This window comes from Rhizobium sp. NPDC090275, from assembly GCF_044772225.1.
Taxonomy (GTDB): Bacteria; Pseudomonadota; Alphaproteobacteria; order Rhizobiales; family Rhizobiaceae; genus Rhizobium.
Map to the genome: position 1 here is coordinate 526,841 of NZ_JBIVYL010000001.1, position 25,285 is coordinate 552,125.

Below are 25,285 nucleotides of genomic sequence, written 5' to 3' on the forward strand. Positions count from 1 at the left end.
TTTGCGCAAATTGCAGACGAAAGCCTATTTCATGTGCAAACATATATGAGGCTTGAATTTTAGTCATTCTGATATTTCCGAGAAAATTCAATATTCGTAATGACTTGATGCGTTGCGGGAGAAACTGGCACGGCGAATGCATCGTATTCCTCGAACAGGGGAAGACACGATGTCGAAAGCGGCAGAGATCGATATAGCATCCGTTTCGAAGGTGTATGGCGCCACCACCGCCGTGCATGCAATCAGCCTGAAGATACCGGCTGGTTCCTATTGCTGCTTCCTGGGGCCATCGGGCTGCGGCAAGACCTCAACGCTTCGGATGATTGCCGGGCACGAGAGCATTTCGTCGGGTGACATCCGCCTCGGCAACACCGTCGTCACCGATTTTCCGCCGGCCAAGCGCGGCACGGCGATGATGTTCCAGTCCTACGCGCTCTTCCCGCATCTCGACCTGATCGACAACGTCGCCTTCAGCCTGAAGATGAAGGGCGTCGAGAAGGAGGAGCGCCGCGCCAAGGCGCTGGAGATGCTGAAGCTGATGCAGATGGAGGCCTATGCCAACAGGCGTCCGGCGCAGCTTTCCGGCGGCCAGCAGCAGCGCGTGGCGCTGGCGCGCGCGCTGATCACCGATCCCGAGGCGCTGCTTCTCGACGAGCCGCTGTCGGCACTCGATCCGTTCCTGAAGATTCGCATGCGTGCGGAGCTCAAGAAGCTGCAGAAGACGCTGGGGATCACCTTCGTGCATGTCACGCACAGCCAGGAAGAGGCGATGGCGCTCGCCGACATTATCGTCATCATGAACGACGGCAAGATCGAGCAGGCTGCGACCCCGCGCAAGGTGTTCGAGGAGCCGGCCACGGCTTTCGTCGCCCGCTTCATGGGCGATCACAACGTGCTGACGGGCCGCGTTACATCCGCCAAGGATGGCCTGATCACGCTGGAGGTTCCGGAGGGGCAGAGCTTCACGGTGCGCGGCGCGGGCAGGGAAGTCGGCGAGGTCGTCGATATTGGCATCCGCACCGACCGGGTGCGTCTCGCCAGCGCGGCCGACAAGACGCTCGGCTTCAACGGCATCGTCTCCAACATCGAATATCGCGGCGCCTCGGTGAAGATCACCGTGGTCGGCGCGGGCAGCGATGACTTCACCGTCATTGCGTCCGACGGCGATTATTTCGCCAACCCCGCATCGGTCGGCGATGCGGTGTCCCTGAGTTGGGCCCTGGAGGACGCCGTTCTCCTGGGCCGCGTTTCGGCATGAATTTCAATTACCACAAAAACCAGAGGGAACTGACATGACTGATACAACGAAAACCACCAAGAAGGGTCTGCTCGACAAGGGTGTGTCGCGCCGCGGCCTGCTGAAGACGGGCGCCGCCGCCCTTGGTGCGGCCGCAGGCTCCGGGCTCATCACCGGTTTCCCGACCATCTGGGCGCAGTCGAACATCACGCTTCGCCAGTTCGGCACCGGCGTTTCCAACATCAACGCCATTGCCGAGCAGTGCAAGAAGGACCTTGGCATCACGCTCGAGATGACGGCGACCGATTCCGACGCCGCCGCCCAGCGCGCCGTGACGCAGCCTGACAGCTACGATATCGCCGACATCGAATACTGGATCCTGAAGAAGGTCTATCCGACCGGCGTCATCCAGCCGATGGATGTGAAGAAGCTGAAATATTACGACAAGGTCGTTCCGCTCTTCAAGAACGGCAAGCTGAAGCCGGATAGCGTGATCGCGCAGGGTACCGCGCCGCACACGGTCGGCTATGTCGAGAGCGCGGACGCCAAGACGTTTGCCAAGGGCGAGACCGAACTCTTCACCATGATGCCGACGATCTACAATGCCGATACGCTCGGCATTCGTCCCGACCTCGTCGGCCGCGAGATCTCGACCTGGGCCGATATCATGGACCCGAAGTTCAAGGGCAAGACCTCGATCCTCAACATCCCGTCGATCGGCATCATGGATGCCGCGATGATCATGGAAGCGCTTGGCAACATCAAGTACGCCGACAAGGGCAACATGACCAAGGAAGAGATCGACAAGACGATCGAATTCCTGATCAAGGCCAAGCAGGACGGCCAGTTCCGCGCCTTCTGGAAGTCGTTCGACGAGTCCGTCAACCTGATGGCGTCGGGCGAAGTCGTCATCCAGTCGATGTGGTCGCCGGCCGTCGCCGCCGTCCGCTCCAAGGGCATTGCCTGCAAGTATCAGCCACTCAAGGAAGGCTACCGTTCGTGGGGCGGCGGTCTCGGCCTTGCCTCGCACCTCAAGGGTGCCGAGCTCGACGCGGCCTATGAGTACATCAACTGGTACACATCCGGCTGGGTCGGCGGCTACCTCAACCGCCAGGGCTACTACTCGGCCTGCATGGACACCGCCAAGGGCTTCATGACCGAGGACGAGTGGGGCTACTGGATCGAAGGCAAGGCCGCCAAGGGCGATATCCTTTCGCCCGAGGGCAAGGTCATGGAGAAGGCCGGCGCCGTTCGCGACGGCGGCTCGTTCGAAGAGCGCATGGGCCATGTCGCGTGCTGGAACTCCGTCATGGACGAGGACCGCTACATGGTTCGCCGCTGGAACGAGTTCATCGCGGCTTAAGGCGATCTGGGATCTCCCCTTCCAATCGCGGGAGGGGAGGTTCTGCCGTGGGTTACCCCCCTCTGTCCTGCCGGACATCTCCCCCACAAGGAGGGAGATCGGCTCGTGGCCTGCTCCCCACCCAAGCAACGAGCGTGGAGCGAGCGGTTGCGCCCAGCCAATCTCCCCACCAGTGGGGGAGATGCCCGGCAGGGCAGAGGGGGGCACCACGCAACGCAATGCCAACTGGAAAAGGGATCAGCGATGGCGACGATCGCTTCAGCAGAGACAAACGAGACGACCGAGCGGGTGCGCAGCCCGGGCTTTCGGCTGGCGCCGTGGGCGGCCTCCTATCTCCAGGCGACGCCGCTGATCCTGATCCTCGGCTTCTTCTTCATCTTGCCGATTTTGATGATCGCGGTGGTCAGCTTCTGGGATTACGACTTCGCCGGTCTCTATCCCGATTTCCTGACGATGAACTACACCGAGACGCTCGGCTCGTGGGTGACTTGGAAGACCTATCTCAACACGCTGAAATTCACCGTCATCGTCTGGGCGCTCACCGTCTTCATCGGTTTCTGGGTCGCCTATTTCCTCGCCTTCCACATCCGCCGCACGTCCACGCAGATGATCCTGTTCCTCGTCTGCACCGTGCCGTTCATGACCTCGAACATCATCCGCATGATCTCGTGGATCCCGGTTCTCGGCCGTAATGGACTGGTCAATTCGGCGTTGATCGAGATGGGCATCATCCCGCAGCCGATCGAATGGCTGCTCTATTCCGATTTCGCCGTGGTGCTTGCCATGGTGCACCTCTACACGCTGTTCATGGTGACGCCGATCTTCAACACGCTGATGCGCATCGACCGCTCGCTGTTCGAGGCGGCGCGTGATGCCGGCGCCAGCGGCTGGCAGATCCTGTGGAACGTCGTGATCCCGCTCGCCAAGCCCGGTATCGCCATTGGCTCGATCTTCGTCGTCACGCTCGTCATGGCCGATTTCTCGACGGTGCAGGTCATGTCCGGTGGGCAGAGCGCCTCCGTGGCGCTGATGATGAAGAACCAGATGTCGCTGCTGCAATATCCGGCCGCTGCCGCCAATGCCGTTGTGCTTCTGATCGTCGTGCTGATGATGGTCGCGGCCATCCTGCGCGTCGTCGATATCCGCAAGGAGCTTTGAGATGAGCCACGAAAAGCGCACGCTCGAATTCTACGTTCTCGCCGCCTTCTTCCTCCTGTTCGTGCTGTTCCTCTACGGCCCGTTGTCGGCCATCCTCATCCTCTCCTTCCAGGGGCCGGATGGCGGCCTGACATTCCCGCTCAACGGCGTCTCGGTCCACTGGTTCTTTAACCTGTTCGAAAAGCAGGCGGTGGGTGATTTCGGCGCCTCGTTCCGCCGTTCCTTCTCGCTCGGCCTGATGGTCATGGTGGTCACTGTCGTGGTGTCGCTGCTGGCGGGCCTTGCCTTCCGCCGCCGCTTCCGTGGGGCGACGCTGTTGTTCTATGCGACGGTCGCCAGCCTCGTGGTGCCGTCGATCATCATTTCGCTCGGCATCGGCGTGGTGTTCCAGCAGGGCGGCTTGAAGCCGGCATGGTATTCGTCGGCCTTCGGCGCGCATCTGACATGGACGCTGCCCTTCGGCGTGCTGATCATGTTCGCCGTCTTCAACCGCTTCTCGCCGGCTTATGAAGAGGCGGCGCGCGATCTTGGGGCGACGTCGTGGCAGACCTTCGTGCATGTCGTGCTGCCGATGATCGCGCCCAGCCTGATCGGCGTCGGCCTGTTCGGCTTCACGCTCTCCTATGACGAATTCGCCCGCACGCTGATGACCTCTGGCAGCTACAACACGCTGCCGCTCGAGATCTACGGGATGACGACCAACGTGACGACGCCGGTGCTCTATGCGCTGGGCACGGTGACGACACTGTTCTCCTTCACCATCATTCTCGTCGCGCTCGGCATCATGATGATGCTGCGCGGACGCCAGGCAAAGACAAGCTGATCTCATGCGCATCCTGATCGTCAATCCGAACACGACATCAAGCATGACCGAGAAGGCGGCGACCGCCGCACGGCTCGTTGCCGCCAGCGGCACCGAGATCATCGCCGCCACCTCGAGAATGGGGCCGGTGTCGATCGAGGGGCATTATGACGGGGCGCTCGCCATTCCCGGCCTGCTGACGGAGCTGAAGGAGCGGGCAGGGACCTATGATGCGGCCGTCATCGCCTGCTTCGACGATACGGGGCTGGAGGCAGCGCGCAGTTTCGCCGACGTGCCGGTGCTCGGACTTTGCGAAGCCGCCGTCGCCACCGCAGGCTTTCTGGCGCAGCGCTTCACCGTGGTGACGACGCTGGAGCGTTCGCGGGTGCTGATCGACAATCTCGTGCGTCGCTATGGCATGGGCGACCGGGCCAAGGTCCGCGCGTCTGACATTCCGGTGCTGGAGCTTGAGGACGAGGCGTCCGGCGCGATCGGCAAGCTGCGCGCCGAGATCGAGCGGGCGCTTGATGAGGATGGCGCGGAGGCGATCGTGCTCGGCTGCGCGGGGATGACCGACCTGGCGCGCGAGCTGCAGGAGATCTATGGCGTGCCTGTCGTCGATGGCGTGGCCGCAGCCATCAAGCAGGCGGAAGCGCTGGTGTCGCTGGGCCTCTCGACCAGCAAGCGCGGCTCCTACGCGGCGCCGCTTGCCAAGCCGTTTCTTGGCGAGATGAGCCGATTTGCACCCATGCAGGCAGCGGGCTGAGGCCTGTGCCTAGCCGTCGCCCTGCATAGCGTATCATCACGATTCCGCTTTACTTTTTCGCTCTCCTGACGATGCTCAGCAAAAAGCATTCGAGGAGAGGAAACAGACATGACCATGCCCGACGACGACCTTGCGCGCATTGCCGAACAGGAGAAGGTGCTGAGCTTCGACAGTTTCGATCTGGCGACGGCATGGCAGCTGGGCAAGCTGCTGCAGGAGTTGGGTTCGGAGCGTGGCCTGGGCATCGCGATCGATATCAACCTGCATTCGATGCCGGTTTTCTATGTCGCTCTTCCCGGCGTGACGCCCGACAACGTCCAGTGGGTGCGCCGCAAGCGCAATCTGGTGCTGCGCTATTTCCGCAGCAGCTATGCCATCGGCCTCGACCTCAAGTCCAAGGGCAAGACGGTGGCCGACAACGGTCTTTCGGACGCCGATTACGCGCCGCACGGCGGCAGCTTCCCGATCAACGTCAAGGGCACGGGCTGCATCGGCTCGGTGACCGTCTCCGGCCTGCCGCAGCGCGACGACCACAATCTCGTCGTCGAGGCGCTGGCACTGATGCTGGCCAAGGATCTGGACGCGCTGCGTCTGGCTTAATGCCGTTTGAACCGTTCCGGCCCGTCATGTCGGGCCGAATTGGTCTTACACCTTCTCCGCGACCCAGACGGTCGGGGCGCCGAGGATGCCGCCGGTGCGCATGGCGGAGCGGAGTTCCTCGAGCTGCATGAAGGCCTTCGCGGCCTCTGGCGTTGCGAATTCGTGGGTGACGGTGATGTCGTTGGGGTTGTCGGCGGATTGGTAGACCGCCTCTGATATCACGCCGTTTGCCGCCTGCACCGAACGGAAGCCGTCATACACCTTGCGCCAGGCCGTATAGTCCGAAACCTCATGCCGTACGAACACTGTCGTCATGTTCCGCTCCTGCGTTGCATTCACATGTTTCGTTGGGATGCCCAGGCGTCAGCGTACCACCGATGAGGGGTTCGCGCGCGTGGAAATGCACGACATCGCACGCCGCTGAAATTGCATGTATGCTGGTGACATCTCGATCAGGGAACAGGATCGATGACGCGTCGTTTGCGCATTCTTGCGGCGTTGCTCTCCCTGGCGCTGATCAGCGCCGGGCCGGCCGATGACGGGCGGTGGTATGCGGGGAGCTACTCGTTTTCCGACGAACTCGGCGGTTTCCGCATCCTGTCCATCTCGGGCGCCGGCACGCGAGAGGATCCGATCGAGATCCGCGAGGCGTTCGACAGCCTTGCGCCGGTGACGCTGGTGATCCGCTTCGCCAAACCCGCCGAGCTGAAGACGACGGTGCCCGGCTCGTTTCATTTGCGTGTGGTGGCCGTGAACCGGAGCGGGCTAGCGTGGATCGGCTTCGGCTTCGAGCTTCAGGAAATCCGCGGCAAGCCAAGCGACTTCTATGACGGGCTATCCTTCGGGCAGGCCGATCCCAATCCGGCGCTGATCTCGTCCAGCCGTTTCATGCATTTCGAAAGCCGGTTCGAGAGTTTCGACCGGCTGAATTTCGATGACGGGCATCTCGATCCCGGGGAGCAATCGAGCTTCGGCTTCTTCGTTTCCGACGTCACGCCGGTCCCGGAGTTCTATCTGGTCGAGGAGCCCCGTATTCCGTCGTCATGAACGAAGACGGCGCCATGGATGCGGCGCCGCCTTTTTTCACTGTCAGATCTTGCCGCCAGCTTCGGGGATGACCTTGGTCAGGCTGCCGGTGGCCGGGAAGAGGGGGATGAGGCAGGCTTGCAGAGCGTGGTAGATGTCGCCCTTGCCGGGGAAGATGGTGTGGGCGGGGACCATGTCTTCCGTCAGTTCCTCGTGCCAGCCGCCGTTCTTGTGATCGATGAAGCGGCGCTCGATGACGTTCCAGATCTTGCGGTAGCTTTCCTCGTGGTAGTCGCTCGGCAGGTGTTCGTTGAGGTAGTGGGCAGCGGCTGCGCCTTCGCAAGCCGGCCACCACATCTTCTGGCGCTTGTCCGGGCGGTCTTCCCAGTCGAGCGTGTAGAAGAAGCTGCCCTTTTCGTCGTCCCAGCCGAGCGCCATTGCCTGCGAGAACAGGCCCTTGGCGGCATCCGGCAGCCATTCCAGCTTCTTGCCGCCGAGCGCCCATAGCTGCAGCAGCAGGCGCGCCCATTCCAGCGAGTGGCCGGGGGTGGTGCCAGCCGGGCGGAACATCTCGTTCGGATGATAATAGTTCTTGTCGAGCTTCCACTCTGTGTCGAAGTGCTCGGCGACGCGCCAGTCGACGGAGCCGGCGGCGCGGCGGATGACGAGGTCGGCGATGCTTTCGGCCTTGGTGAGGTAGTCGCGGTTGCCGGTTGCCTCGAAGGCGGCCATGAGGGCTTCGGTCAGGTGCATGTTGGAATTCTGGCCACGATAGGTGCCGCCGTCGAGCGGCTGCCAGTCGGCGGTGAATTCCTCGGCGATGGCGCCGTGCTTTTCTTCCCAGAAGCGGGTGTTCAGCACCTCGGTGATATCGGCGAGCATGCCGTCGGCAAGCGGGTGGCCGATGGTCTTGGCGGAGGAGGCAGCGAGCAGAACGAAGGCGTGGCCGTAGCCCTGCTTGTTGGTGTCAACAGGGCCGTCATTGTTCAGCGACCAGAAATAGCCGCCGTTCTTCTGATCACGGTGGTGGTTCCAGATGTACTGCATGCCGTGATCGACGACATCGGATGCGCCGGGGCGGCCGAGCAGCGTGCCGATCGAGAAGCAATGGACGGCGCGGGCGGCGATGTGGATGCCGCGCACCTGACCCTCGGCGTCGAGCGGCTTGCCGGTGTCGTCGAGATCGTAGAACCCACCCTTGGGATTGATGGAGTCATGCTGGAAGAAATCGAACAGGCCGTTTGCCTGGGCGACGAGCCAGTCGCGGTGGTAGGTGCGCGTCGTCCAGTTGCCGAGAGTGGCGTCGCCGATTGCAGGTGCCATGATACTCCTCCGATTTCATACACAATGCTTTGAAATTGCCTATATAGGGGGCGTTCGAGTCTGTCATCCGCCGTGCGCCGGCAATGGCGAAATTGTCGCTGATATATTGACATAAAGATATCTTTATGTGATTTGGGCGGCTTGTCTTTATAATGACGTCAAGGAGTCCGCCCGTGTTCAACAATCTGTTTGGCCCCGAAGGGGAAAAGCGCGACGGCAGTGAAGTGTTTGCAGCGCTCAGGAAAGCCGCCAGCGAACGCATTCTCGTCCTTGACGGCGCCATGGGCACACAGATCCAGGGGCTGGGTTTCGACGAGGATCATTTCCGCGGCGATCGCTTCATCGGCTGCGCCTGTCACCAGAAGGGCAACAACGACCTTCTCATCCTCTCGCAGCCGGATGCGATCGAGGAGATTCACTACAAGTACGCCAAGGCCGGCGCTGATATTCTCGAGACCAACACCTTCTCCTCCACCCGCATCGCGCAGGCCGACTACGCGATGGAAGGGGAGGTCTATGCGCTGAACAAGGAAGGTGCCGAAGTCGTGCGCCGCGCCTGCATCCGCGCCGAGCGCGAGGATGGCCGCCGCCGTTTCGTGGCCGGCGCCATCGGCCCGACCAACCGCACGGCCTCGATCTCGCCTGACGTCAACAATCCGGGCTTCCGCGCCGTTACCTTCGACGACCTGCGGATCGCCTATGCCGAGCAGATCGACGGCCTGATCGATGGCGGCGCCGACATCATCCTGATCGAGACGATCTTCGATACGCTGAACGCAAAGGCTGCGATCTTTGCCTGCGAGGAGCGCTTCGAGGCCAAGGGCATCCGTCTGCCTGTGATGATCTCGGGCACGATCACCGACCTTTCCGGCCGCACGCTGTCCGGCCAGACGCCGTCGGCCTTCTGGAACTCGGTGCGCCATGCCAATCCGTTCACGATCGGCCTGAACTGCGCGCTCGGCGCCAACGCCATGCGTCCGCACCTGCAGGAGTTGTCGGGTGTCGCCGATACCTTCATCTGCGCCTATCCGAATGCCGGTCTTCCCAACGAGTTCGGCCAGTATGACGAGACGCCCGAGCTGATGGCGGCGCAGATCGACGAGTTCGCCCGCGAAGGCCTCGTCAACATCGTCGGCGGCTGCTGCGGCTCGACGCCGGAGCATATCAAGGCGATCGCAGAGGTTGTCGCCAAGTACAAGCCGCGCCCGATCCCCGAGCACCGTCCGTTCATGTCGCTGTCGGGCCTCGAGCCCTTCGAGCTCACCAAGGACATCCCCTTCGTCAACGTCGGCGAGCGCACCAACGTCACGGGTTCGGCGCGCTTCCGCAAGCTGATCACCAATGCCGATTACACTGCAGCACTCGATGTCGCGCGCGACCAGGTCGAGAACGGTGCGCAGATCATCGACATCAACATGGACGAAGGCCTGATCGATTCCGAAAAGGCGATGGTCGAGTTCCTGAACCTGATCGCCGCCGAGCCGGATATCGCTCGCGTGCCCGTCATGATCGACAGCTCCAAGTTCTCGATCATCGAATCCGGCCTGAAGCGGGTGCAGGGCAAGCCGATCGTCAACTCGATCTCGCTGAAAGAGGGCGAGGAGAACTTCCTGGCGCAGGCGAGGCTGCTGCATGCCTATGGCGCGGCTGTCGTCGTCATGGCCTTCGACGAGACCGGGCAGGCGGATACCTATGACCGCAAGGTCGAGATCTGCACGCGCGCCTACAAGCTGCTGACCGAAAAGGCGGGCTTCCCGCCCGAGGACATCATCTTCGACCCGAATGTCTTCGCGGTCGCGACCGGCATCGAAGAGCACAACAATTACGGCGTCGACTTCATCGAGGCGACGCGGACGATCCGCAAGACGATGCCGCTGGTGCATATCTCGGGCGGCGTTTCGAACCTTTCCTTCTCGTTCCGCGGCAACGAGCCGGTGCGCGAGGCGATGCACGCCGTGTTCCTTTACCACGCCATCCAGGCGGGCATGGACATGGGCATCGTCAATGCCGGCCAGCTGGCGGTCTATGATCAGATCGACGCGGAGCTGCGCGAGGCCTGCGAGGACGTGGTGCTGAACCGCCGCAGCGACGCCACCGAGCGGTTGCTCGAAGTGGCCGAGAAGTTCCGTGGCGGTGCTGCCCGCGAGGGACGCGTGCAGGATCTCTCCTGGCGCGAATGGTCGGTCGAGAAGCGTCTTGAACACGCTCTGGTCAACGGCATCACCGAATATATCGACGCCGATACCGAAGAGGCGCGCCTTGCCGCCGCCCGTCCGCTGCATGTCATCGAAGGTCCGCTGATGGCCGGCATGAACGTGGTCGGCGATCTGTTCGGTTCGGGCAAGATGTTCCTGCCGCAGGTCGTCAAGTCGGCGCGCGTGATGAAGCAGGCTGTGGCCGTGCTTCTGCCTTACATGGAAGAAGAGAAGCGCCAGAACGGCGGCGACGACCGCAAGTCGGCCGGCAAGATCCTGATGGCGACCGTCAAGGGCGACGTCCACGATATCGGCAAGAACATCGTCGGCGTCGTGCTCGCCTGCAACAATTACGAGATCATCGATCTCGGCGTCATGGTGCCGGCAACGAAGATCCTGGAGACGGCGGTGGCGGAGAAAGTCGACGTTATCGGCCTGTCGGGCTTGATCACGCCGTCGCTCGACGAGATGGTGCATGTGGCGGCCGAAATGGAGCGCCAGGGTCTGGACCTGCCGCTTCTGATCGGCGGCGCCACGACCAGCCGCGTTCATACGGCCGTGAAGATCCATCCCGGCTATAACAAGGGCCAGACGGTCTACGTCACCGACGCCAGCCGAGCGGTTGGCGTGGTCTCGTCGCTGCTGTCGCCCGAGAACCGTGATGGCTACATCACCGATATCCGCGCCGAATACGCCAAGGTTGCCGCGGCCCACGCCCGCAGCGAGGCCGAGAAGGTGCGTCTGCCGCTGTCGCGTGCCCGCGAGAACGCGCAGAAGGTCGATTGGGCCGCTTACGCGCCCGCCAAGCCGAGCTTCTTGGGCACCAAGGTGTTCGAGGATTACGATCTGGCGACGCTCGCCGAATACATCGACTGGACGCCGTTCTTCCAAACCTGGGAGCTGAAGGGCCGCTATCCTGCCATTCTTGAGGATGAGAAGCAGGGCGAGGCGGCACGCGCGCTCTGGGCGGATGCGCAGGTAATGCTGAAGAAGATCATCGATGAGAAGTGGTTCCGTCCGCGCGCCGTCATCGGCTTCTGGCCGGCCGGTACCGTCGGCGACGATATCCGCCTGTTTACGGACGATAGCCGCAAGGAAGATCTCGCGACCTTCTACACGCTGCGTCAGCAGCTTTCGAAGCGCGACGGGCGGCCGAACGTGGCGCTGTCGGACTTCGTGGCGCCTGTCGACAGCGGTGTGCAGGACTACGTCGGTGGCTTCGTCGTCACCGCCGGTATCGAGGAAGTGGCGATTGCCGAGCGCTTCGAACGCGCCAACGACGATTATTCGTCGATCCTCGTCAAGGCACTGGCCGACCGTTTCGCGGAAGCCTTCGCCGAGCGCATGCACGAAGAGGTTCGCCGCGACTATTGGGGCTATGCCAAGGGCGAGGCGTTCAGCAAGGAGCAGCTGATCACCGAGGAATATGCCGGTATCCGCCCGGCGCCCGGCTATCCGGCGCAGCCCGATCACACCGAAAAGAAGACGCTATTCTCGCTCCTCGATGCCGAAAACGCCGCCGGCGTGAAGCTCACCGAGAGCTACGCCATGTGGCCGGGTTCGTCCGTTTCGGGCATCTATATCGGCCACCCCGACGCCTATTACTTCGGCGTTGCCAAGGTGGAGCGCGATCAGGTCGAGGATTATGCCGGCCGCAAGGGCATGGAGATCGCCGAGGTCGAGCGCTGGCTCGGGCCGGTACTCAACTACGTGCCGTCGAAGCCGCGCGACGACGTGGAAGACGCGGCCTGATCGGGCGCGTCTTCAGGCACTGATTCAATTGTTCGAGAAAATGATTCAGGATCATCGGCCAAGGGCCTGATCCTGAATCGGAAATCGCTGTTTCGTCGGTCCGATGTCAGGCTGTGAGTTCGACCAGGATCGCGGTCGTGTCGTCGCTCTGCTTGAAGCGGGGATAGCGCAGGCCCTCAGGATCCGTCTCGCGCTCGAAGCGGCGGAGCTCCTCGATCATCGGGGCGAGGCCCTTGTCGCGCGCCGCGCGCACCAGGCTTGCGGCGTCGTAGGCTTCGTAGAGCACGACCAGATCGGCGAAGCCGTCGCTGCAGATGATGGCGTGGGCGCGGCCCTTGATTGTCAATTCTTCCGACACGAGATGATCGGCCGATTCCGGCACGAGGCCCAAGGTCCAGATCCCGCCTGCGGTGTTCTGGCTTTCGCGGTGTCGGCGCAGAGCCGCGAGCGTTTCCGCATTGCCGAGCGCGCCGCCATCCTTGGTGATGCCGCCGGTGCGGGCGATATGGCTTTGCGCATGTGCCTGCTCCCGGACATAGGCGTCGGGAAGGGCCATGTGAAAGCTCACCGATCCATCTTCCTGCAGGAGGAAGACGCAGGAATCGCCGAGGCCGTAGAAGGTCAGGCGGTCGTCGGTGGCGTGGATCATCGAGAAGGCGGAGAGCGGCCAGGCGTAGCGCGGCGCATCTGGGTTGCCGCCGAGGAATGTCGCCCTGGCATCCTGTGACACGGCGCGCGCGACATCGGAGACCGGTGTCTCACGCGTGATCTGTTGCCTGAAACCATCCGCGAAGCGTGCCGCGACCCAGGCGGCGTCGCTGCCCGATGCGTCCATGTATTGGCGGTCGCCAAGGCCGGTTGCGCCATCGATCACGAAGGCGCAGGCCTCGTTATATCCGAAGCGGTCGTCGTTCGGCTTGGCCGGATTTCCCGGCACGGAGAGCGCGTCGAGGATCTTGATCTGAGGTGCCGGCATCGTTCTTCAGTTCCTCGTCATGGGAGCCAATGGAAGGCCGAGCAGGTCGGCCGTCGCGGATGTGGTGACGTCTCGGTCAGCCGAGAACCGGGCGCATGAAGCTGCGCTCATAGCTGATGATGCTGCGGTTGCGCTTGTCCAGATCGAATGCCGCCTGGCACTCGGGATCGACCGCCATGCGGGTGCGGTAGTCTTCGTATGCGGCGAGGCTCGGGAAGGAGAACAAGGCGACCGCGATGTTGTTGGCTCCCTCGGAGGGCAGGAAATAGCCGTGGTGGTCGCCGCCCATGCGGTTGACGATGGGGATCCAGAGCCTGGCGTATTCTTCGAATTCGGCGAGCTTGTAGGGATCGATGACATATCGCAGATGGCAGGTAATCATTGAAATATCTCTTGCTGATGGGGCCGGCAGAAAAGCCGGCCGGCCCGCTAATGGCTTATTGTGCTGTCCTCAGGCGCCGGCTGCAAGCCGCTGGTTGAGTTCCTCGATGCCGACTTCGGCCTCCACCGTATCGCCCTTGACGAGCAGGTAGACGCCGAGTGCGAAGGCGAGGGCTGCGATGAACAGCAGGTAATAGGCATGCGCCATCGGGTTCAGCGGCAGCAACGAGGCAACCGCCAGCGGCGTCAGGCCGCCGAAGATGGCGTAGGAGACGTTGTAGGAGAAGGAGAGGCCGGTGAAGCGGACGCGGGCCGGGAAGGCGCGGACCATCACGTAGGGCACAGCGCCGACGAGGCCGACGGAGAGGCCCATGATCGCATAGAGCACGAAGAGCACGGTCAGCGAGGTCGCGGCGTAGGTGTAGAAGGCGAAGGTGGCCGCGCCGAAGAAGATGCTCGCGACGATGAAGAAACGCCCGGAACCGACGCGATCGACGATCGCACCGGCGGCCGCCGTGCCGAAGATCAGGAACAGCGTGCCGAAGCTGGTCGCGGCCAGCGATTGCTGCGCGGTGTAGCCGTAGAGCTTCTGCAGGAAGGTCGCGGTCATCAGCGTGGTGACGACGATGCCGGCCGAGAGGATCCAGGTGAGCAGCATGGAGATGATGACGCCGCGCGGATAGTCGCGCAGTACCGCCTTCAGCGGCAGCTCGCGCATCAGCGAGCGGCTCTGTTTCATTTCGGCGAAGATCGGCGTCTCCTGCAGCCAGCGGCGAAGATAGACGGCGACGAGACCGAAGATGCCGCCGAGGAAGAAGGGGATGCGCCAGGCGTAGGCCGCGACATCTTCCGGCGTGAAGGCGGAGTTGATGATGGTGGCGATGAAGGAGCCGAGCAGGATGCCGAGCGTCAGGCCCGAGCAGAGGAAGCCGCAGGCAAAGCCGACGCGGCGGAAGGGAACGTGTTCGGCGACGAAGGTCCAGGCGCCGGGCACCTCGCCACCGATGGCCGCACCCTGCAGGACGCGCATCAGGATCAGAAGGATCGGGGCCGCGATGCCGATCGTGGCGTAGGTGGGCATGGCGGCCATGCCGAGCGTCGACAGCGCCATCAGCATGATCGAGAAGGCAAAGACGCGCTTACGGCCGAACATGTCGCCGAAATGGGCGAGCACGATGCCGCCGATCGGGCGCACCAGATAGCCGGCGGCGAAGATGCCGAAGGTCTGGATCGTCACAAGCCAGTCCGGCATGTCGGGCGGGAAGAACAGGTGGCCGATCACGCTGGCGAAGAAGACGAAGATGATGAAATCATAGAACTCCAGCGCGCCGCCGAGGGCCGACAGGCCGAGCGTCTTGAAATCCTGGGCGGTGAGGCGGCGAGGGGCGGCTGCGGGCGTCGTGGTGGGGGACATGATGCGGGCTTCTTGCGGTATGACTTCGGTTGTGCCGTCGTCGCGCAATGGGGTGGGGATTTCAAGCGTTTTCTGGTGTTTTCGCGTCATGTTGCGGCGTCGACGCGTTCGCTGTGGCAAAGCCGCAAATGGAAAAGGCGCCGCCATGGGCGACGCCTTTGAAATCGGAAAGTGCGGTGATCAATCCCGGATGACCAGCAGATCAGCCGCCATGAAGCGCAGGGTCACCGTTTCACCGGTGGCCGGCGGCTTGACGCCGGGGCTGTTGAACATGTCGAAGGAGATGACGTTGCCGCCAACGTTCATGCGGGTGCGGATGACGGAGCCGAGGAAGTGGGCGGAGACGACCTCACCCGTGAGCTTGGTGTCGCTCGGTGTGCTTTCGGCGAGCGATCCCGCTTCCGGGCGCAGCGCCAGCGAGACGGTGTCGCCAGCCTTGTAGGTGGAGATGTTTTCGCGGAGCGTCACGCCCTGGTCGCCGATCTGTATGCGGTTGACCGAGGGGTCCACGACCTTGGCCTCGATGATGTTCAATGTGCCGACGAAGGATGCGACGAAGCGCGTGGCCGGCGTGTTGTAGATCTCGAAGGGGGTGCCGATCTGGTCGGCGCGGCCGCCGTTCATGACGACGATGCGGTCGGAGATTGACAGCGCCTCTTCCTGGTCGTGGGTGACGAAGATGGTGGTGATCCCCAGCGATTGCTGGATCTGGCGGATTTCCTCGCGCAGCGACACGCGGATCTTGGCGTCGAGTGCGGACAGCGGCTCGTCGAGCAGCAGCACCTGCGGCTTGGCGGCGAGGGCGCGGGCGAGCGCCACGCGCTGCTGCTGGCCGCCCGACATCTGATAGGGGTAGCGGTCGGCGAGGTGGCCGAGGTGGATCAGCGCCAGCATCTCCTTGACGCGGGCGTCTATCTCGGCCTTCGGCTTGCCGGCGATCTTCAGGCCGAAGGCGACGTTGTCATGCACCGTCATGTTCGGGAACAGCGCGTAGGCTTGGAAGACCATGCCGATGTTGCGCTGGTTGGGCTTCAGCGGCGCGATATCCTTGCCGGCGATGCTGAGATTGCCGCCGGTCGGGTTCTCAAAACCGGCGATCATGCGCAGGACCGTGGTCTTGCCGCAGCCCGACGGGCCGAGGAAGGAGACGAATTCTCCCTTCTCGATGTTCATGTTGAAGTTCTTGACGACCTGAACCTGGCCGAAGGATTTCTGAATGTTGGTCAGCGAGAGAAATGACATGTCGAAATACCTTAAGCCTTGGCCGGGCGGGATCTGCCGATGCGCGAGACGAGATTGAGCAGGCCCATGCTGAGCCAGGTGATGGAGAATGCGATCACGGCGAGCGCCGAGGGCTCGTAGGCCCGGTTGGCGCCGACCAGCTGCAGGTAGGGGCCGAAGGCCGGACGGCTCAGAAGTGCCGCGAAGGTGAATTCGCCCATGACGATCGCCAGCGTGATGAAGGCGCCTGAGAGGATGCCGCTCATGACGTTCGGGAAGATGCACTTGAACATGATCGTCCACCAGCTGGCGCCGAGGCTCTGGGCGGCTTCGGTTAGCGTTCTGACGTCGATGGCGCGCATGGCGGTATCGACGGAGCGGTACATGTAGGGCAGGGAGAGCGTGATGTAGGAGAAGACGAGCAGGATGTTGGTGCCCGTCGTCGAGCCAGTCATCGGCAGGTAGGAGGAGGAGTTATACATCCTCAAATAGCCGAAGACGATGACGATGGCCGGGATGACCAGCGGCAGCAGGGTGATGAACTCCACCACCTGGCGCATCTGCGGCATGCGCAGGCGCACCCAATAGGCAGTCGGCACGATCAAGAGCATGCCGAAGACGATGGTCAAAAGCGCCATCATCATTGAGTAGCCGAAGGTGGCGCGGAAGCGCTCGTCGGAGAAGACCGACAGGTAGGCGTCGAAACTGTAGGCGTCGCGGCGCATGCGCAGCGAGAACTCGATGGTTCCGAGCAGAGGCACGATGAAATAGGTCGCGCCGATGGCGATGGCGATCCAGGCGCCGAGTTTTTGAGCCTTCATTTCTGCCACCGTTCAGCGCGCATGCGCAGCATGAGATAGAGGATGTTGGACACGCCGGTGATGACGATCATGCCGAGCGCGATCGCATAGCCGAGGTTTGCATTGTGAAGGACGTCGCCGCGGATCTGCGCGTAGAGCAGGATGGGGACGATGTTGAGCGAGGAGCCCGTTAGCGCATAGGCCGTCGCGATGGCGCCGAAGGCGTTTGCGAAGAGCAGCAGCGTGGTGCCGAGAAGGCTTGGCCAGAGGATCGGCAGGGCGACCTTGGTCCAATACTGGACATTGCTGGCGCCGAGGATTTCGGCCGCCTCGCGCCATTCCTTCTTCATGCCATCCAGAGCCGGCGTCAGGATCAGCACCATCAGCGGAATCTGGAAATACATGTAGGTGATGGTCAGGCCGAAGAAGGAGAGCAGGTTGAAGCCGGTGCCGTAGAGATTGAAGCCGAACCAGTCTCTCAGGAAAACCGTCACGAGGCCGGTGCGGCCGAGCGTTGCCAGAAACGAGAAGGCGAGCGGGATGCCCGCGAAATTCGATGCCACGCCGGAGAAGGTCAACAGCGTCGAGCGCACCGATGTCGGCAGGCCGCCGAGCACCACGGCCCAGGCGAGGAAGAAGCCGATCAGCGCGCCGCCGAGTGCCGAGGCGACCGAAACGCGGATACTGATCCAGTAGGCGCTGAGGATCGACGGGGTGAAGAGATCACCGATGTTCTTCAGCGTGAAATTACCCTCGGGCGTCAAAAAGGCGCCGACCACAAGGTAGAGCGTGGGAATAATGAGAAAAAGCAGGGCAAAAATAATGAAGGGTGTAATGCCCAGCCAGTCGATCACGCGGTCCTTGGTGATCAGCGGGGCCGTGCTCACCACGGGCGTCGTCGAAACAGTGCTCATTGAAAAAGCTCTTCTTGCGGCGTCGGAGGGGCAAAAGCCTCCCCGCAATAAGACGGGGAGGCCGGTTTCATACAATATTACTGGACGTTGGCGCCGACGACGCTGTCCCACTTGCCGGTAATGGCGGTCTTGCCAGCAGCCTGCTCGTCGAGTGTCGGGAAGACAGCCTTTTCATAGGCCGCTGCCGGCGGCAGCTTGTCGAGAAGTTCCTGCGGGATCTTCTTGTTCTTGGCCAGATCGTTGAAGCGGATCGGGTGGCAATAGCCCTTCAGCCAGCCGAGCTGACCTTCGTCCGAATAGAGGTATTCCATCCAAAGCTTGGCAGCGTTCGGGTGCGGAGCGAAAGCGGAGATCGCCTGGACGTAAACGCCGGCGTTGACGCCCGATGCCGGAACGACGACTTCAACCGGCGGGTTGCCCTTGAGCGTATCGCGCCAGGACAGGCCGTTGTAGTCCCATGCGATGACGATCGGGGTCGAGCCCTGTGCCAGCGAAGCGGACTTGCCGATAACCGGAACGAGGTTGCCTGCCTTGTTGAGTTCGCCGAAGAAGGCGAGACCGGCTTCACCAGCCTTCGTCGCGTCCTTTTCACCAGCAGCGATGCCGGCAGCGTACACAGCCTGAACGGCCTGGTTGGAAGCGCGCGGGTCACCGGCGAGAGCAACGCTGTTGGCGTAGTCCGACTTCTTCAGGTCAGCCCAGTCCTTCGGGACGTTCTTGACGATGTCGGTGTTCACGACGAAGGAGAGAACGCCGTAGTAATCGCCGTACCAGAAGCCGTCGGCATCCTTGGCGCTGTCAGGGATCGAATCCCAGGTCGAAACCTTGTAAGGCTGGATCAGGCCGTCAGCCTTTGCGGTCGGGCCGAAGGAGAGGCCGACGTCGATGACGTCAGGAGCCTGCGGGCCGGTGTTGCCCTTGTTGGCCTTGATGGCTTCGATTTCGTCGCCCGAACCAGCGTCCGGGTTCAGTTCGTTCACTTCCAGACCATACTTCGCCTTGAAGCCGGCAATGACGTCGCCATAGCCGCACCAGTCGTGCGGGAGAGCGATCGTGGTCAGCGTGCCTTCCTTCTTGGCGGCAGCGATGAGTTCAGCGCTTGGCTCTGCGGCAGCAATTGCGGTTGAAGCCACAACAATTGCTGTAGAGAGCGAGAGCAGTCGAGAAAGATTAGAGATCACTGTTGTTCTCCTTCGGGTTTCAGTGTCCGACGATGCTGTTACTGACGTTACGTGAAGCTTGTGTGACAGTTGGATGACGCTATTTTTTCTTTGTATCGCGGGCGTTTGGCGAGGATGTTTCGATTGCGACACGTCCTTGTTTGCTGCCCGTTACATCTTCGCTGTCGTAATTGTCCCTCCTAACCAAGTTTGCGGAAGAGCCGCGTCTGTTCGAAAAGGCCTTCCAGCGTTTTCATGCGCTCCTTCGTCTCGTCCCATGTCGAGTTCTGAACCGCCTCGATCAGCGCCTCGACGATGAAAAGGGTGACGACGGAGCTGTCCCATGCCGACGGCGCCTCGATCTGCACGCGAAACGTATGGCGCGCGAGCTTGGCGGCAGGGGAGGCCCACTGGTCGGTGAAGATGATGATCTCGGCGCCGCTGTTTTTGGCGGCGGTGGCGAGGCTGACGAGCTCCTGCTCGTAGCGCCTGATGTCGAAGATGATCAGCAGGTCGCCGGGGTTCATGTTCAGGACATATTGCGGCCAGCTGCTCGAATTGGCCGACAAAAGCGCCGTATTGGGGCGAATGACCTGCATATGCGTGAAGAAATACTCGGCCAGAGCGCCGGTGATGCGGCCGCCGACGAAATAGAGGTTGCGCTTGCGGTCCGACAAAAGGGTGGCGACGCTGTCGAAGGTCGCGGTATCGAGGCCGGTCAGCGTCTGGCGCAGATTGTCGATGATGGCGTCGGCGAAACGGTTGAGGATGTGGGTTCCCGGCGCGTTGGACGCCCAGCGATCATGCTTGGCGATAGGATTGGAGATAGTCGCCTCGACCTCCTGGTGCAGATGCGCCTGAAAATCGGGATAGCCCTTGTAGCCGAGCTTCTGAACCATGCGCACGACAGTCGGGGTGGATACGCCGGCGTTTTCGGCAATCGTCGTGATGCTCCCCAGTCCTGACACAGGGTAGTTGTCCAACAGACTTTCAGCCAGCTGCTTTTCGGCGCGCGTGAGCACGCCAAAATGCGAGTGGATTACGTCTGAAACTGTCTTCGACGCAACGGTCACGCGATCTTGCTCCCCGGGATTGGTCTTGTGCCACTTTCCCACTCAAAGTTAACAACGCTGTCACAATCCATGTCAACCACTGTCATGAAAAGATTTTTTCAGTGCGCGCTTGACACTTGTGGAAAGCTGAAGAATTCTTTTCTTATAAGTATTTTATTAACAGTTGTGGTGGAGCGACTGTGGTGCTTGCTCGATTGGAAGTGCTCGGCAAAGGGGAAGGGGAGTGCGTCGCGGTCGAAAGGCCAGACGGCACCAGCCCGGTGCTTATCGTCTGCGAACATGCATCGCGGGTTCTGCCTGCCAGCTTCGGGACGCTCGGTCTTTCCGAGGAGGCGCTCAACAGTCACATTGCCTGGGATCCCGGCGCTCTTGCTGTCGCCAAGGGCATGTCCGAGGCGCTCGATGCTACACTGGTTCACCAGCGTTTTTCACGCCTGATCTACGATTGCAACAGGCCGCCGGAATCGGTCGGCGCCATGCCTGAGAAAAGCGAGGTCTACGACATCCCGGGAAATACAGGCCTGAGCGCGGAAGAAAAGGCGGCGCGCACCGAGGCTTTGTATATCCCGTTTCATGACGCCATTCGCGCACTCATTCGTGATCGCAGCAAGCGGGGACAGGAGACCGTTATCGTCACCGTCCACAGCTTTACGCCTGTCTTTCACGGAAAGACGCGCGCGGTCGAGGTGGGTGTCCTGCATGATGACGATACCCGGCTGGCGGATGCGATGCTTGCCGCTGCGGGTCGGACGACGCACTATAGAGTTGAGCGCAATGAGCCTTACGGCCCCTCGGATGGCGTGACGCATACGCTGATCCTGCACGGGCTGTCGAACGGATTGCGCAATGTAATGATCGAGGTCCGCAACGACCTCATCGCAGACCCGGCTGGCCAAGGGGTCATGGCCAGCTATCTGACAAGGCTGCTCCAGCAGAGCCTGGACGCCTGACGACGAAAGATAAGACCCCAGGGAGCAGTCTAACTGCGATCCGCCCGCAGGCGAACACGTCGCGGGCACTTTGGCACTGGATAATCAGCCGCAATTCCGCGGTTGATGGCTAAACAGGGGGACGTCATGTCCGATTATTCGGAACTCGACAAGAAGCAGGATGTGCACATCCTGCATTCCATGGGCTATGCCCAGGAACTCGAACGGCGCATGAGCTCGTTTTCGAATTTTGCCGTTTCATTCTCGATCATTTGCATTCTTTCCGGTGGTATCAATTCGCTGGCGCAGGCAACGGCCGGTGCGGGCGGTGCCGCGATCGGCATCGGCTGGCCGATCGGTTGCTTCGTTTCGCTGGTGTTCGCCGTAGCCATGGCGCAGATCAGCTCGGCCTATCCGACGGCCGGCGGCCTCTATCACTGGGGTTCGATCCTCGGCAACCGCTTCACCGGCTGGCTGACCGCATGGTTCAACCTGCTCGGCCTCGTCACGGTTCTCGGCGCCATCAACGTCGGCACCTATTATTTCTTCATGGGCTCGTTCGGCACGACCTATTTCGGCCTGACCGATACGACGACGGTGCGCATCCTGTTCCTCGTGATCATCACCGGCGCGCAGGCGCTCGTGAACCACATGGGTATCGGCCTGACCGCCAAGCTCACCGACTTCTCGGGCTACCTGATCTTCGCATCGGCGATCGCGCTGTCGGCCGTGTGCCTGTACTTCGCGCCGTCCTACGAGATCGGCCGCCTGTTCACCTTCGCCAACTATTCCGGCGAAGCGGGTGGCAATGTCTGGCCGGCAACGTCGGGCACCTGGGTGTTCCTGCTCGGTCTGCTTTTGCCGATCTACACGATCACCGGTTATGACGCCTCGGCGCATACGTCGGAAGAAACGGTCAAGGCCGCTCATTCCGTTCCGCGCGGCATGGTCTCTTCCGTGCTCTGGTCGGCGCTGTTCGGCTACATCATGCTGTGCTCGTTCGTGCTGATGCTGCCGAACATGGACGACGCTGCCAAGCAGGGCTGGAACGTGTTCTTCTGGGCGATGGACACACAGGTCAATGCGACCGTCAAGGATATCCTCTACTTCGCGATCCTCGTTTGCCAGTGGCTGTGCGGCCTTGCGACCGTCACCTCCGTCTCGCGCATGATCTTCGCCTTCTCGCGCGATGGTGGCCTGCCGGCCTCCAAGGCGCTCGCCAAGGTCAGCCCGAAGTACCGCACGCCGGTATCGGCCATCTGGACCGGATCGATCCTCTCGGTGCTCTTCGTCTGGGGCTCGTCGCTCGTTTCGATCGGTGACACGCCGGTTTACACGATCGTCGTTTCCTGCACGGTTATCTTCCTGTTCTTCTCCTTCGCGATCCCAATCACGCTCGGCCTCTTCGCCTGGGGTACGTCGAAGTGGGACAAGATGGGGCCGTGGAATATCGGTGAGGGGATGTTCAAGCTCTTCGCGGTTCTGTCGATCCTCGCGATGATCCTGATCTTCGTCCTCGGCGTGCAGCCGCCGAACGGCCCGGCACTCTACGTGACCGTCGGCTTCCTGGTGCTGACCGCGATCGTATGGTTCGGCTTCGAGAGCCGCCGCTTCAAGGGCCCGCCGATCGGCGAGGAAGTGGCACGTCGACAGGCCGAGATCGCGGCTGCCGAAAAGGCTGTCGGCGAAGGCTGATATATTCTTCCAAGAAAGCGGGGCCGCGTCCGGCGGCCCTGCATTGCGGTTGACCGACATTAGACTGCGCAGTCCGGCGTGGCGTTGCCGCACGGAGCATGCCGTTTCGTTGGCCCGATTTCAGTTTAAATTTATGGGGAGGTCCATATGAGCATCTATACTCTCGACGATCTGAAGCAGGACGTTGCCGACGGACGCATCGATACCGTGCTGGCATGCCAGGTCGACATGCAGGGGCGGCTTATGGGCAAGCGTTTCCAGGCCGAATACTTCGTCGAAAGCGCCTGGAAGGAAACACACAGCTGCAACTATCTCGTCGCCACCGACATGGAGATGGAGACCGTCTCCGGCTACAAGGCGACCAGCTGGGAAAAGGGCTATGGCGACTACACGATGAAGCCTGACCTCTCGACGCTCAGGCGCATTCCCTGGCTCGAGGGGACCGCACTGGTGCTCTGCGACCTGCTCGACCATCACACGCACGAGGAAGTGCCGCATTCGCCGCGCGCGATCCTGAAGAGGCAGGTCAAGCGGCTGGAAGACATGGGCATGAAGGCCTTCATGGCCTCGGAACTCGAGTTCTTCCTGTTCGACCAGACCTACGAATCCGCGCAGGCATCCGGCTATCGCAACCTCAAGCTCGCCAGCGCCTACAATGAGGACTACCACATCTTCCAGACCACCAAGGAGGAAGAGGTGATGCGGGCGATCCGCACCGGGCTGCAGGGCGCCGGCATTCCCGTCGAGAATTCCAAGGGCGAGGCTTCGGCGGGCCAGGAAGAGATCAACGTGCGCTATGCCGATGCGCTTGCCATGGCCGACCGTCACTCGATCATCAAGAACGGCTGCAAGGAAATCGCCTGGGCCAAGGGCAAAGCGATCACCTTCCTCGCCAAGTGGCACTACAATGCCGCCGGCAGCTCCTCGCATATTCACCAGTCGCTGTGGAGTGCCGATGGCAAGACGCCGCTGTTTGCCGACGACAAGGGCAAATACGGGATGTCCAGCCTGATGGAAAACTACATCGCAGGCCTGCTCGCGCACGCCAGCGAGATCACCTATTTCCTGGCGCCCTACATCAACTCCTACAAGCGCTTCATGGCCGGCACGTTCGCGCCGACCAAGGCGATCTGGAGCAAGGACAACCGCACGGCCGGCTATCGCCTCTGCGGCGACGGCACCAAGGCGATCCGCATCGAATGCCGCGTCGGCGGCTCCGATCTCAACCCCTATCTCGCCTTCGCCGCTCTGCTGGCCGCCGGGATCGACGGGATCGAGAACAAGATGGAGCTGGAAGCGCCCTTCGTCGGCGACGCCTATGGCGCGCGCAAGGTGCGCGAAATCCCGCGGACGCTCCGGGCCGCGACCACGGCCATGACAAAGTCCAAGATGCTGCGCAATGCTTTCGGTGACGACGTCATCGATCACTACACGCGCGCGGCCGAGTGGGAGCAGGAGGAGTATGACCGCAGGATCACGGATTGGGAGGTGGCGCGCGGATTCGAGCGAGCATGAGATAATCGCAACACTCGCTCTGATTGTTGCGTTGGTCGCATTGTGCTAATGTGCTCCGGCGTTTCCAGAGGAGATCGACATGGGTGTGATCGACAGCGCATGATTCTACGAAAAGCTCTCACAGCGCGACGCATCGCTTCGCGACATGGCCCGGTTCATGGGGCTTGATCCGAGCGCCGTGTCACGCATGCTGAGCGGCGAGCGGAAGATGAGCGCCGACGAGCAGGACCAGATCGCGGATTATCTTGGCCTTCCGCTGGAGGAGGTAGCAGCGCATCGCCGTGGCGATGCCAGCGGCTTCGCCGAGAAGAAGCAGGCGGGCTATGAGAGCGGCGGCACCGCACCGGTTTTGCCGGAGGAGCCGCCCGTCAAGATGTTTACGGAGGACGACGTCATCTACAAGGATGGCAAGCGCTGGATGGAGCTGGAGGATGGAACGCTGATCGAGGTGCACCCCGCCTGGGGATGCATGAAGGGGACGCTGACCATCATGCCGGGGGTTGATCTGACCGCGCCGATGGATTGGGACGAGGAGTGGGGCGAGAAGCTGTACAATGAATAGTGCTTTTCTGCTCGACACCTGCGCCGCGATCTGGATGGCGAAGAGAGAGCCCTTGGCGGAAGGAGCGTTGACTGCGCTCGCGGCTGCAAAGGCTGCGGGGAGGCCGGTTTTCGTTTCGGCTGTGACGGCGTGGGAGATGGCGATGCTTTTGGCACGAGGGCGCATTAGCGAAACGAAGACCGCGCAGAGGTGGTTTAACGACTTCAGGCTCGAAGCCGACATCGACGAACAACCGGTGACCGCGAATATCTTCATGGCGTCCTGTTCCTTGCCGCAACTCGCTCACAAAGACCCTATCGACCGCATCCTGATCGCCACGGCGCGGGAGAACGACCTGACCATCATCACGCGCGATCGCGCGATCCTTTCCTATGGCGTCGCGGGGCATGTCCGCACGCTGGCCTGTTAATGACTGGAGTTTGG

Annotated in this window: 22 protein-coding genes and 1 pseudogene; 13 read left to right on the forward strand and 10 right to left on the reverse strand. The window is 61.9% G+C overall.

Annotated features, from left to right (window positions below; genetic code table 11):
* Positions 1-169: 169 nt before the first annotated feature.
* From ACIQUB_RS02540 to ACIQUB_RS02565, 6 genes are all read left to right on the forward strand, one after another.
* Entirely contained in the window at positions 170-1,258 is a 1,089-nt protein-coding gene (locus ACIQUB_RS02540) for an ABC transporter ATP-binding protein (protein ID WP_113237166.1), read from the forward strand.
* A 34-nt stretch (positions 1,259-1,292) separates the two neighbouring features.
* Complete coding sequence (locus tag ACIQUB_RS02545; protein WP_113237165.1) at positions 1,293-2,600, forward strand: PotD/PotF family extracellular solute-binding protein; 1,308 nt, start codon at positions 1,293-1,295, stop codon at positions 2,598-2,600.
* Positions 2,601-2,843: 243 nt separating this feature from the next.
* Positions 2,844-3,758, forward strand: a complete 915-nt coding sequence (locus tag ACIQUB_RS02550; protein ID WP_065693541.1) for an ABC transporter permease — start codon at positions 2,844-2,846, stop codon at positions 3,756-3,758.
* A 1-nt stretch (position 3,759) separates the two neighbouring features.
* Positions 3,760-4,581 carry an ABC transporter permease gene (locus ACIQUB_RS02555; RefSeq protein ID WP_037178927.1) on the forward strand — a complete coding sequence of 274 codons (822 nt, stop codon included), beginning with the start codon at positions 3,760-3,762 and terminating at the stop codon, positions 4,579-4,581.
* Positions 4,582-4,585: 4 nt separating this feature from the next.
* Positions 4,586-5,326: an aspartate/glutamate racemase family protein gene (locus tag ACIQUB_RS02560; RefSeq protein WP_113239059.1), complete on the forward strand. Its 741-nt coding sequence runs from the start codon at positions 4,586-4,588 to the stop codon at positions 5,324-5,326.
* A 108-nt stretch (positions 5,327-5,434) separates the two neighbouring features.
* Positions 5,435-5,926 carry a heme-degrading domain-containing protein gene (locus tag ACIQUB_RS02565; RefSeq protein WP_113239060.1) on the forward strand — a complete coding sequence of 164 codons (492 nt, stop codon included), beginning with the start codon at positions 5,435-5,437 and terminating at the stop codon, positions 5,924-5,926.
* 45 nt (positions 5,927-5,971) lie between these two features.
* Here the strand turns inward: ACIQUB_RS02565 and ACIQUB_RS02570 are convergent, their stop codons facing one another.
* Positions 5,972-6,241, reverse strand: coding sequence for an antibiotic biosynthesis monooxygenase (locus ACIQUB_RS02570; RefSeq protein ID WP_113239061.1), 270 nt, complete (start codon positions 6,239-6,241; stop codon positions 5,972-5,974).
* 153 nt (positions 6,242-6,394) lie between these two features.
* On the opposite strand from ACIQUB_RS02570, the gene ACIQUB_RS02575 reads away from it, so the two are divergent.
* Positions 6,395-6,973 (forward strand): hypothetical protein, encoded by a 579-nt coding sequence (locus ACIQUB_RS02575; RefSeq protein WP_113239062.1) that lies wholly within the window; start codon positions 6,395-6,397, stop codon positions 6,971-6,973.
* A gap of 42 nt (positions 6,974-7,015) precedes the next feature.
* On the opposite strand, the gene ACIQUB_RS02580 is transcribed toward ACIQUB_RS02575, so the two are convergent.
* Positions 7,016-8,275 carry an AGE family epimerase/isomerase gene (locus ACIQUB_RS02580; RefSeq protein WP_113239063.1) on the reverse strand — a complete coding sequence of 420 codons (1,260 nt, stop codon included), beginning with the start codon at positions 8,273-8,275 and terminating at the stop codon, positions 7,016-7,018.
* Positions 8,276-8,448: 173 nt separating this feature from the next.
* Here ACIQUB_RS02580 and metH point away from each other — a divergent pair, with 173 nt between their 5' ends.
* Positions 8,449-12,222 (forward strand): methionine synthase, encoded by a 3,774-nt coding sequence (metH, locus tag ACIQUB_RS02585; protein WP_113239064.1) that lies wholly within the window; start codon positions 8,449-8,451, stop codon positions 12,220-12,222.
* A gap of 106 nt (positions 12,223-12,328) precedes the next feature.
* Here metH and ACIQUB_RS02590 read toward each other — a convergent pair whose 3' ends face one another.
* The 8 genes from ACIQUB_RS02590 to ACIQUB_RS02625 all read right to left on the reverse strand — a co-directional run bounded on the left by ACIQUB_RS02590 (position 12,329) and on the right by ACIQUB_RS02625 (position 20,161).
* Positions 12,329-13,198: a hypothetical protein gene (locus ACIQUB_RS02590; protein WP_113239065.1), complete on the reverse strand. Its 870-nt coding sequence runs from the start codon at positions 13,196-13,198 to the stop codon at positions 12,329-12,331.
* Positions 13,199-13,274: 76 nt separating this feature from the next.
* Positions 13,275-13,580: an NIPSNAP family protein gene (locus tag ACIQUB_RS02595; protein WP_113239066.1), complete on the reverse strand. Its 306-nt coding sequence runs from the start codon at positions 13,578-13,580 to the stop codon at positions 13,275-13,277.
* Positions 13,581-13,649: 69 nt separating this feature from the next.
* Positions 13,650-14,993, reverse strand: a complete 1,344-nt coding sequence (locus tag ACIQUB_RS02600; RefSeq protein WP_113239110.1) for an MFS transporter — start codon at positions 14,991-14,993, stop codon at positions 13,650-13,652.
* 180 nt (positions 14,994-15,173) lie between these two features.
* Entirely contained in the window at positions 15,174-16,235 is a 1,062-nt protein-coding gene (locus ACIQUB_RS02605; RefSeq protein ID WP_018897519.1) for an ABC transporter ATP-binding protein, read from the reverse strand.
* An 11-nt stretch (positions 16,236-16,246) separates the two neighbouring features.
* Positions 16,247-17,035 carry an ABC transporter permease gene (locus ACIQUB_RS02610; RefSeq protein ID WP_018897520.1) on the reverse strand — a complete coding sequence of 263 codons (789 nt, stop codon included), beginning with the start codon at positions 17,033-17,035 and terminating at the stop codon, positions 16,247-16,249.
* Entirely contained in the window at positions 17,032-17,928 is an 897-nt protein-coding gene (locus ACIQUB_RS02615; RefSeq protein WP_018897521.1) for an ABC transporter permease subunit, read from the reverse strand. The genes ACIQUB_RS02610 and ACIQUB_RS02615 overlap by 4 nt, the downstream gene beginning before the upstream one ends.
* A gap of 77 nt (positions 17,929-18,005) precedes the next feature.
* The gene (locus ACIQUB_RS02620) at positions 18,006-19,109 is read right to left on the reverse strand and encodes an ABC transporter substrate-binding protein (protein ID WP_113239067.1); all 1,104 of its coding nucleotides are present in this window, start codon (positions 19,107-19,109) and stop codon (positions 18,006-18,008) included.
* 179 nt (positions 19,110-19,288) lie between these two features.
* A complete protein-coding gene (locus ACIQUB_RS02625) occupies positions 19,289-20,161 on the reverse strand; it encodes a MurR/RpiR family transcriptional regulator (protein ID WP_113239111.1) in 873 nt (290 codons plus the stop codon).
* A 179-nt stretch (positions 20,162-20,340) separates the two neighbouring features.
* Here ACIQUB_RS02625 and ACIQUB_RS02630 point away from each other — a divergent pair, with 179 nt between their 5' ends.
* The 5 genes and pseudogenes from ACIQUB_RS02630 (at position 20,341) to ACIQUB_RS02650 (ending at position 25,271) form a co-directional block, all read left to right on the forward strand.
* A complete protein-coding gene (locus ACIQUB_RS02630) occupies positions 20,341-21,111 on the forward strand; it encodes an N-formylglutamate amidohydrolase (RefSeq protein ID WP_113239068.1) in 771 nt (256 codons plus the stop codon).
* Positions 21,112-21,237: 126 nt separating this feature from the next.
* Positions 21,238-22,785 (forward strand): amino acid permease, encoded by a 1,548-nt coding sequence (locus ACIQUB_RS02635; protein WP_113239069.1) that lies wholly within the window; start codon positions 21,238-21,240, stop codon positions 22,783-22,785.
* Between the two features lie 147 nt (positions 22,786-22,932).
* Complete coding sequence (locus tag ACIQUB_RS02640) at positions 22,933-24,300, forward strand: glutamine synthetase family protein (RefSeq protein WP_113239070.1); 1,368 nt, start codon at positions 22,933-22,935, stop codon at positions 24,298-24,300.
* A gap of 127 nt (positions 24,301-24,427) precedes the next feature.
* Positions 24,428-24,862: pseudogene (locus ACIQUB_RS02645) on the forward strand (helix-turn-helix domain-containing protein); the annotation flags it as partial.
* Entirely contained in the window at positions 24,855-25,271 is a 417-nt protein-coding gene (locus ACIQUB_RS02650) for a type II toxin-antitoxin system VapC family toxin (protein WP_113239072.1), read from the forward strand. The pseudogene ACIQUB_RS02645 and the gene ACIQUB_RS02650, both read left to right, overlap by 8 nt.
* The last annotated feature ends 14 nt before the right edge of the window (positions 25,272-25,285 follow it).

What these genes read in the sequence shown, in the direction of transcription:
- ACIQUB_RS02540 (WP_113237166.1), top strand. Translation starts at nt 170, where the DNA reads ATGTCGAAAGCGGCAGAGATCGATATAGCATCCGTTTCGAAGGTGTAT.
- ACIQUB_RS02545 (WP_113237165.1), top strand. Translation starts at nt 1,293, where the DNA reads ATGACTGATACAACGAAAACCACCAAGAAGGGTCTGCTCGACAAGGGT.
- ACIQUB_RS02550 (WP_065693541.1), top strand. Translation starts at nt 2,844, where the DNA reads ATGGCGACGATCGCTTCAGCAGAGACAAACGAGACGACCGAGCGGGTG.
- ACIQUB_RS02555 (WP_037178927.1), top strand. Translation starts at nt 3,760, where the DNA reads ATGAGCCACGAAAAGCGCACGCTCGAATTCTACGTTCTCGCCGCCTTC.
- ACIQUB_RS02560 (WP_113239059.1), top strand. Translation starts at nt 4,586, where the DNA reads ATGCGCATCCTGATCGTCAATCCGAACACGACATCAAGCATGACCGAG.
- ACIQUB_RS02565 (WP_113239060.1), top strand. Translation starts at nt 5,435, where the DNA reads ATGACCATGCCCGACGACGACCTTGCGCGCATTGCCGAACAGGAGAAG.
- ACIQUB_RS02570 (WP_113239061.1), bottom strand. Translation starts at nt 6,241, where the DNA reads ATGACGACAGTGTTCGTACGGCATGAGGTTTCGGACTATACGGCCTGG.
- ACIQUB_RS02575 (WP_113239062.1), top strand. Translation starts at nt 6,395, where the DNA reads ATGACGCGTCGTTTGCGCATTCTTGCGGCGTTGCTCTCCCTGGCGCTG.
- ACIQUB_RS02580 (WP_113239063.1), bottom strand. Translation starts at nt 8,275, where the DNA reads ATGGCACCTGCAATCGGCGACGCCACTCTCGGCAACTGGACGACGCGC.
- ACIQUB_RS02590 (WP_113239065.1), bottom strand. Translation starts at nt 13,198, where the DNA reads ATGCCGGCACCTCAGATCAAGATCCTCGACGCGCTCTCCGTGCCGGGA.
- ACIQUB_RS02595 (WP_113239066.1), bottom strand. Translation starts at nt 13,580, where the DNA reads ATGATTACCTGCCATCTGCGATATGTCATCGATCCCTACAAGCTCGCC.
- ACIQUB_RS02600 (WP_113239110.1), bottom strand. Translation starts at nt 14,993, where the DNA reads ATGTCCCCCACCACGACGCCCGCAGCCGCCCCTCGCCGCCTCACCGCC.
- ACIQUB_RS02605 (WP_018897519.1), bottom strand. Translation starts at nt 16,235, where the DNA reads ATGTCATTTCTCTCGCTGACCAACATTCAGAAATCCTTCGGCCAGGTT.
- ACIQUB_RS02610 (WP_018897520.1), bottom strand. Translation starts at nt 17,035, where the DNA reads ATGAAGGCTCAAAAACTCGGCGCCTGGATCGCCATCGCCATCGGCGCG.
- ACIQUB_RS02615 (WP_018897521.1), bottom strand. Translation starts at nt 17,928, where the DNA reads ATGAGCACTGTTTCGACGACGCCCGTGGTGAGCACGGCCCCGCTGATC.
- ACIQUB_RS02635 (WP_113239069.1), top strand. Translation starts at nt 21,238, where the DNA reads ATGTCCGATTATTCGGAACTCGACAAGAAGCAGGATGTGCACATCCTG.
- ACIQUB_RS02640 (WP_113239070.1), top strand. Translation starts at nt 22,933, where the DNA reads ATGAGCATCTATACTCTCGACGATCTGAAGCAGGACGTTGCCGACGGA.
- ACIQUB_RS02650 (WP_113239072.1), top strand. Translation starts at nt 24,855, where the DNA reads ATGAATAGTGCTTTTCTGCTCGACACCTGCGCCGCGATCTGGATGGCG.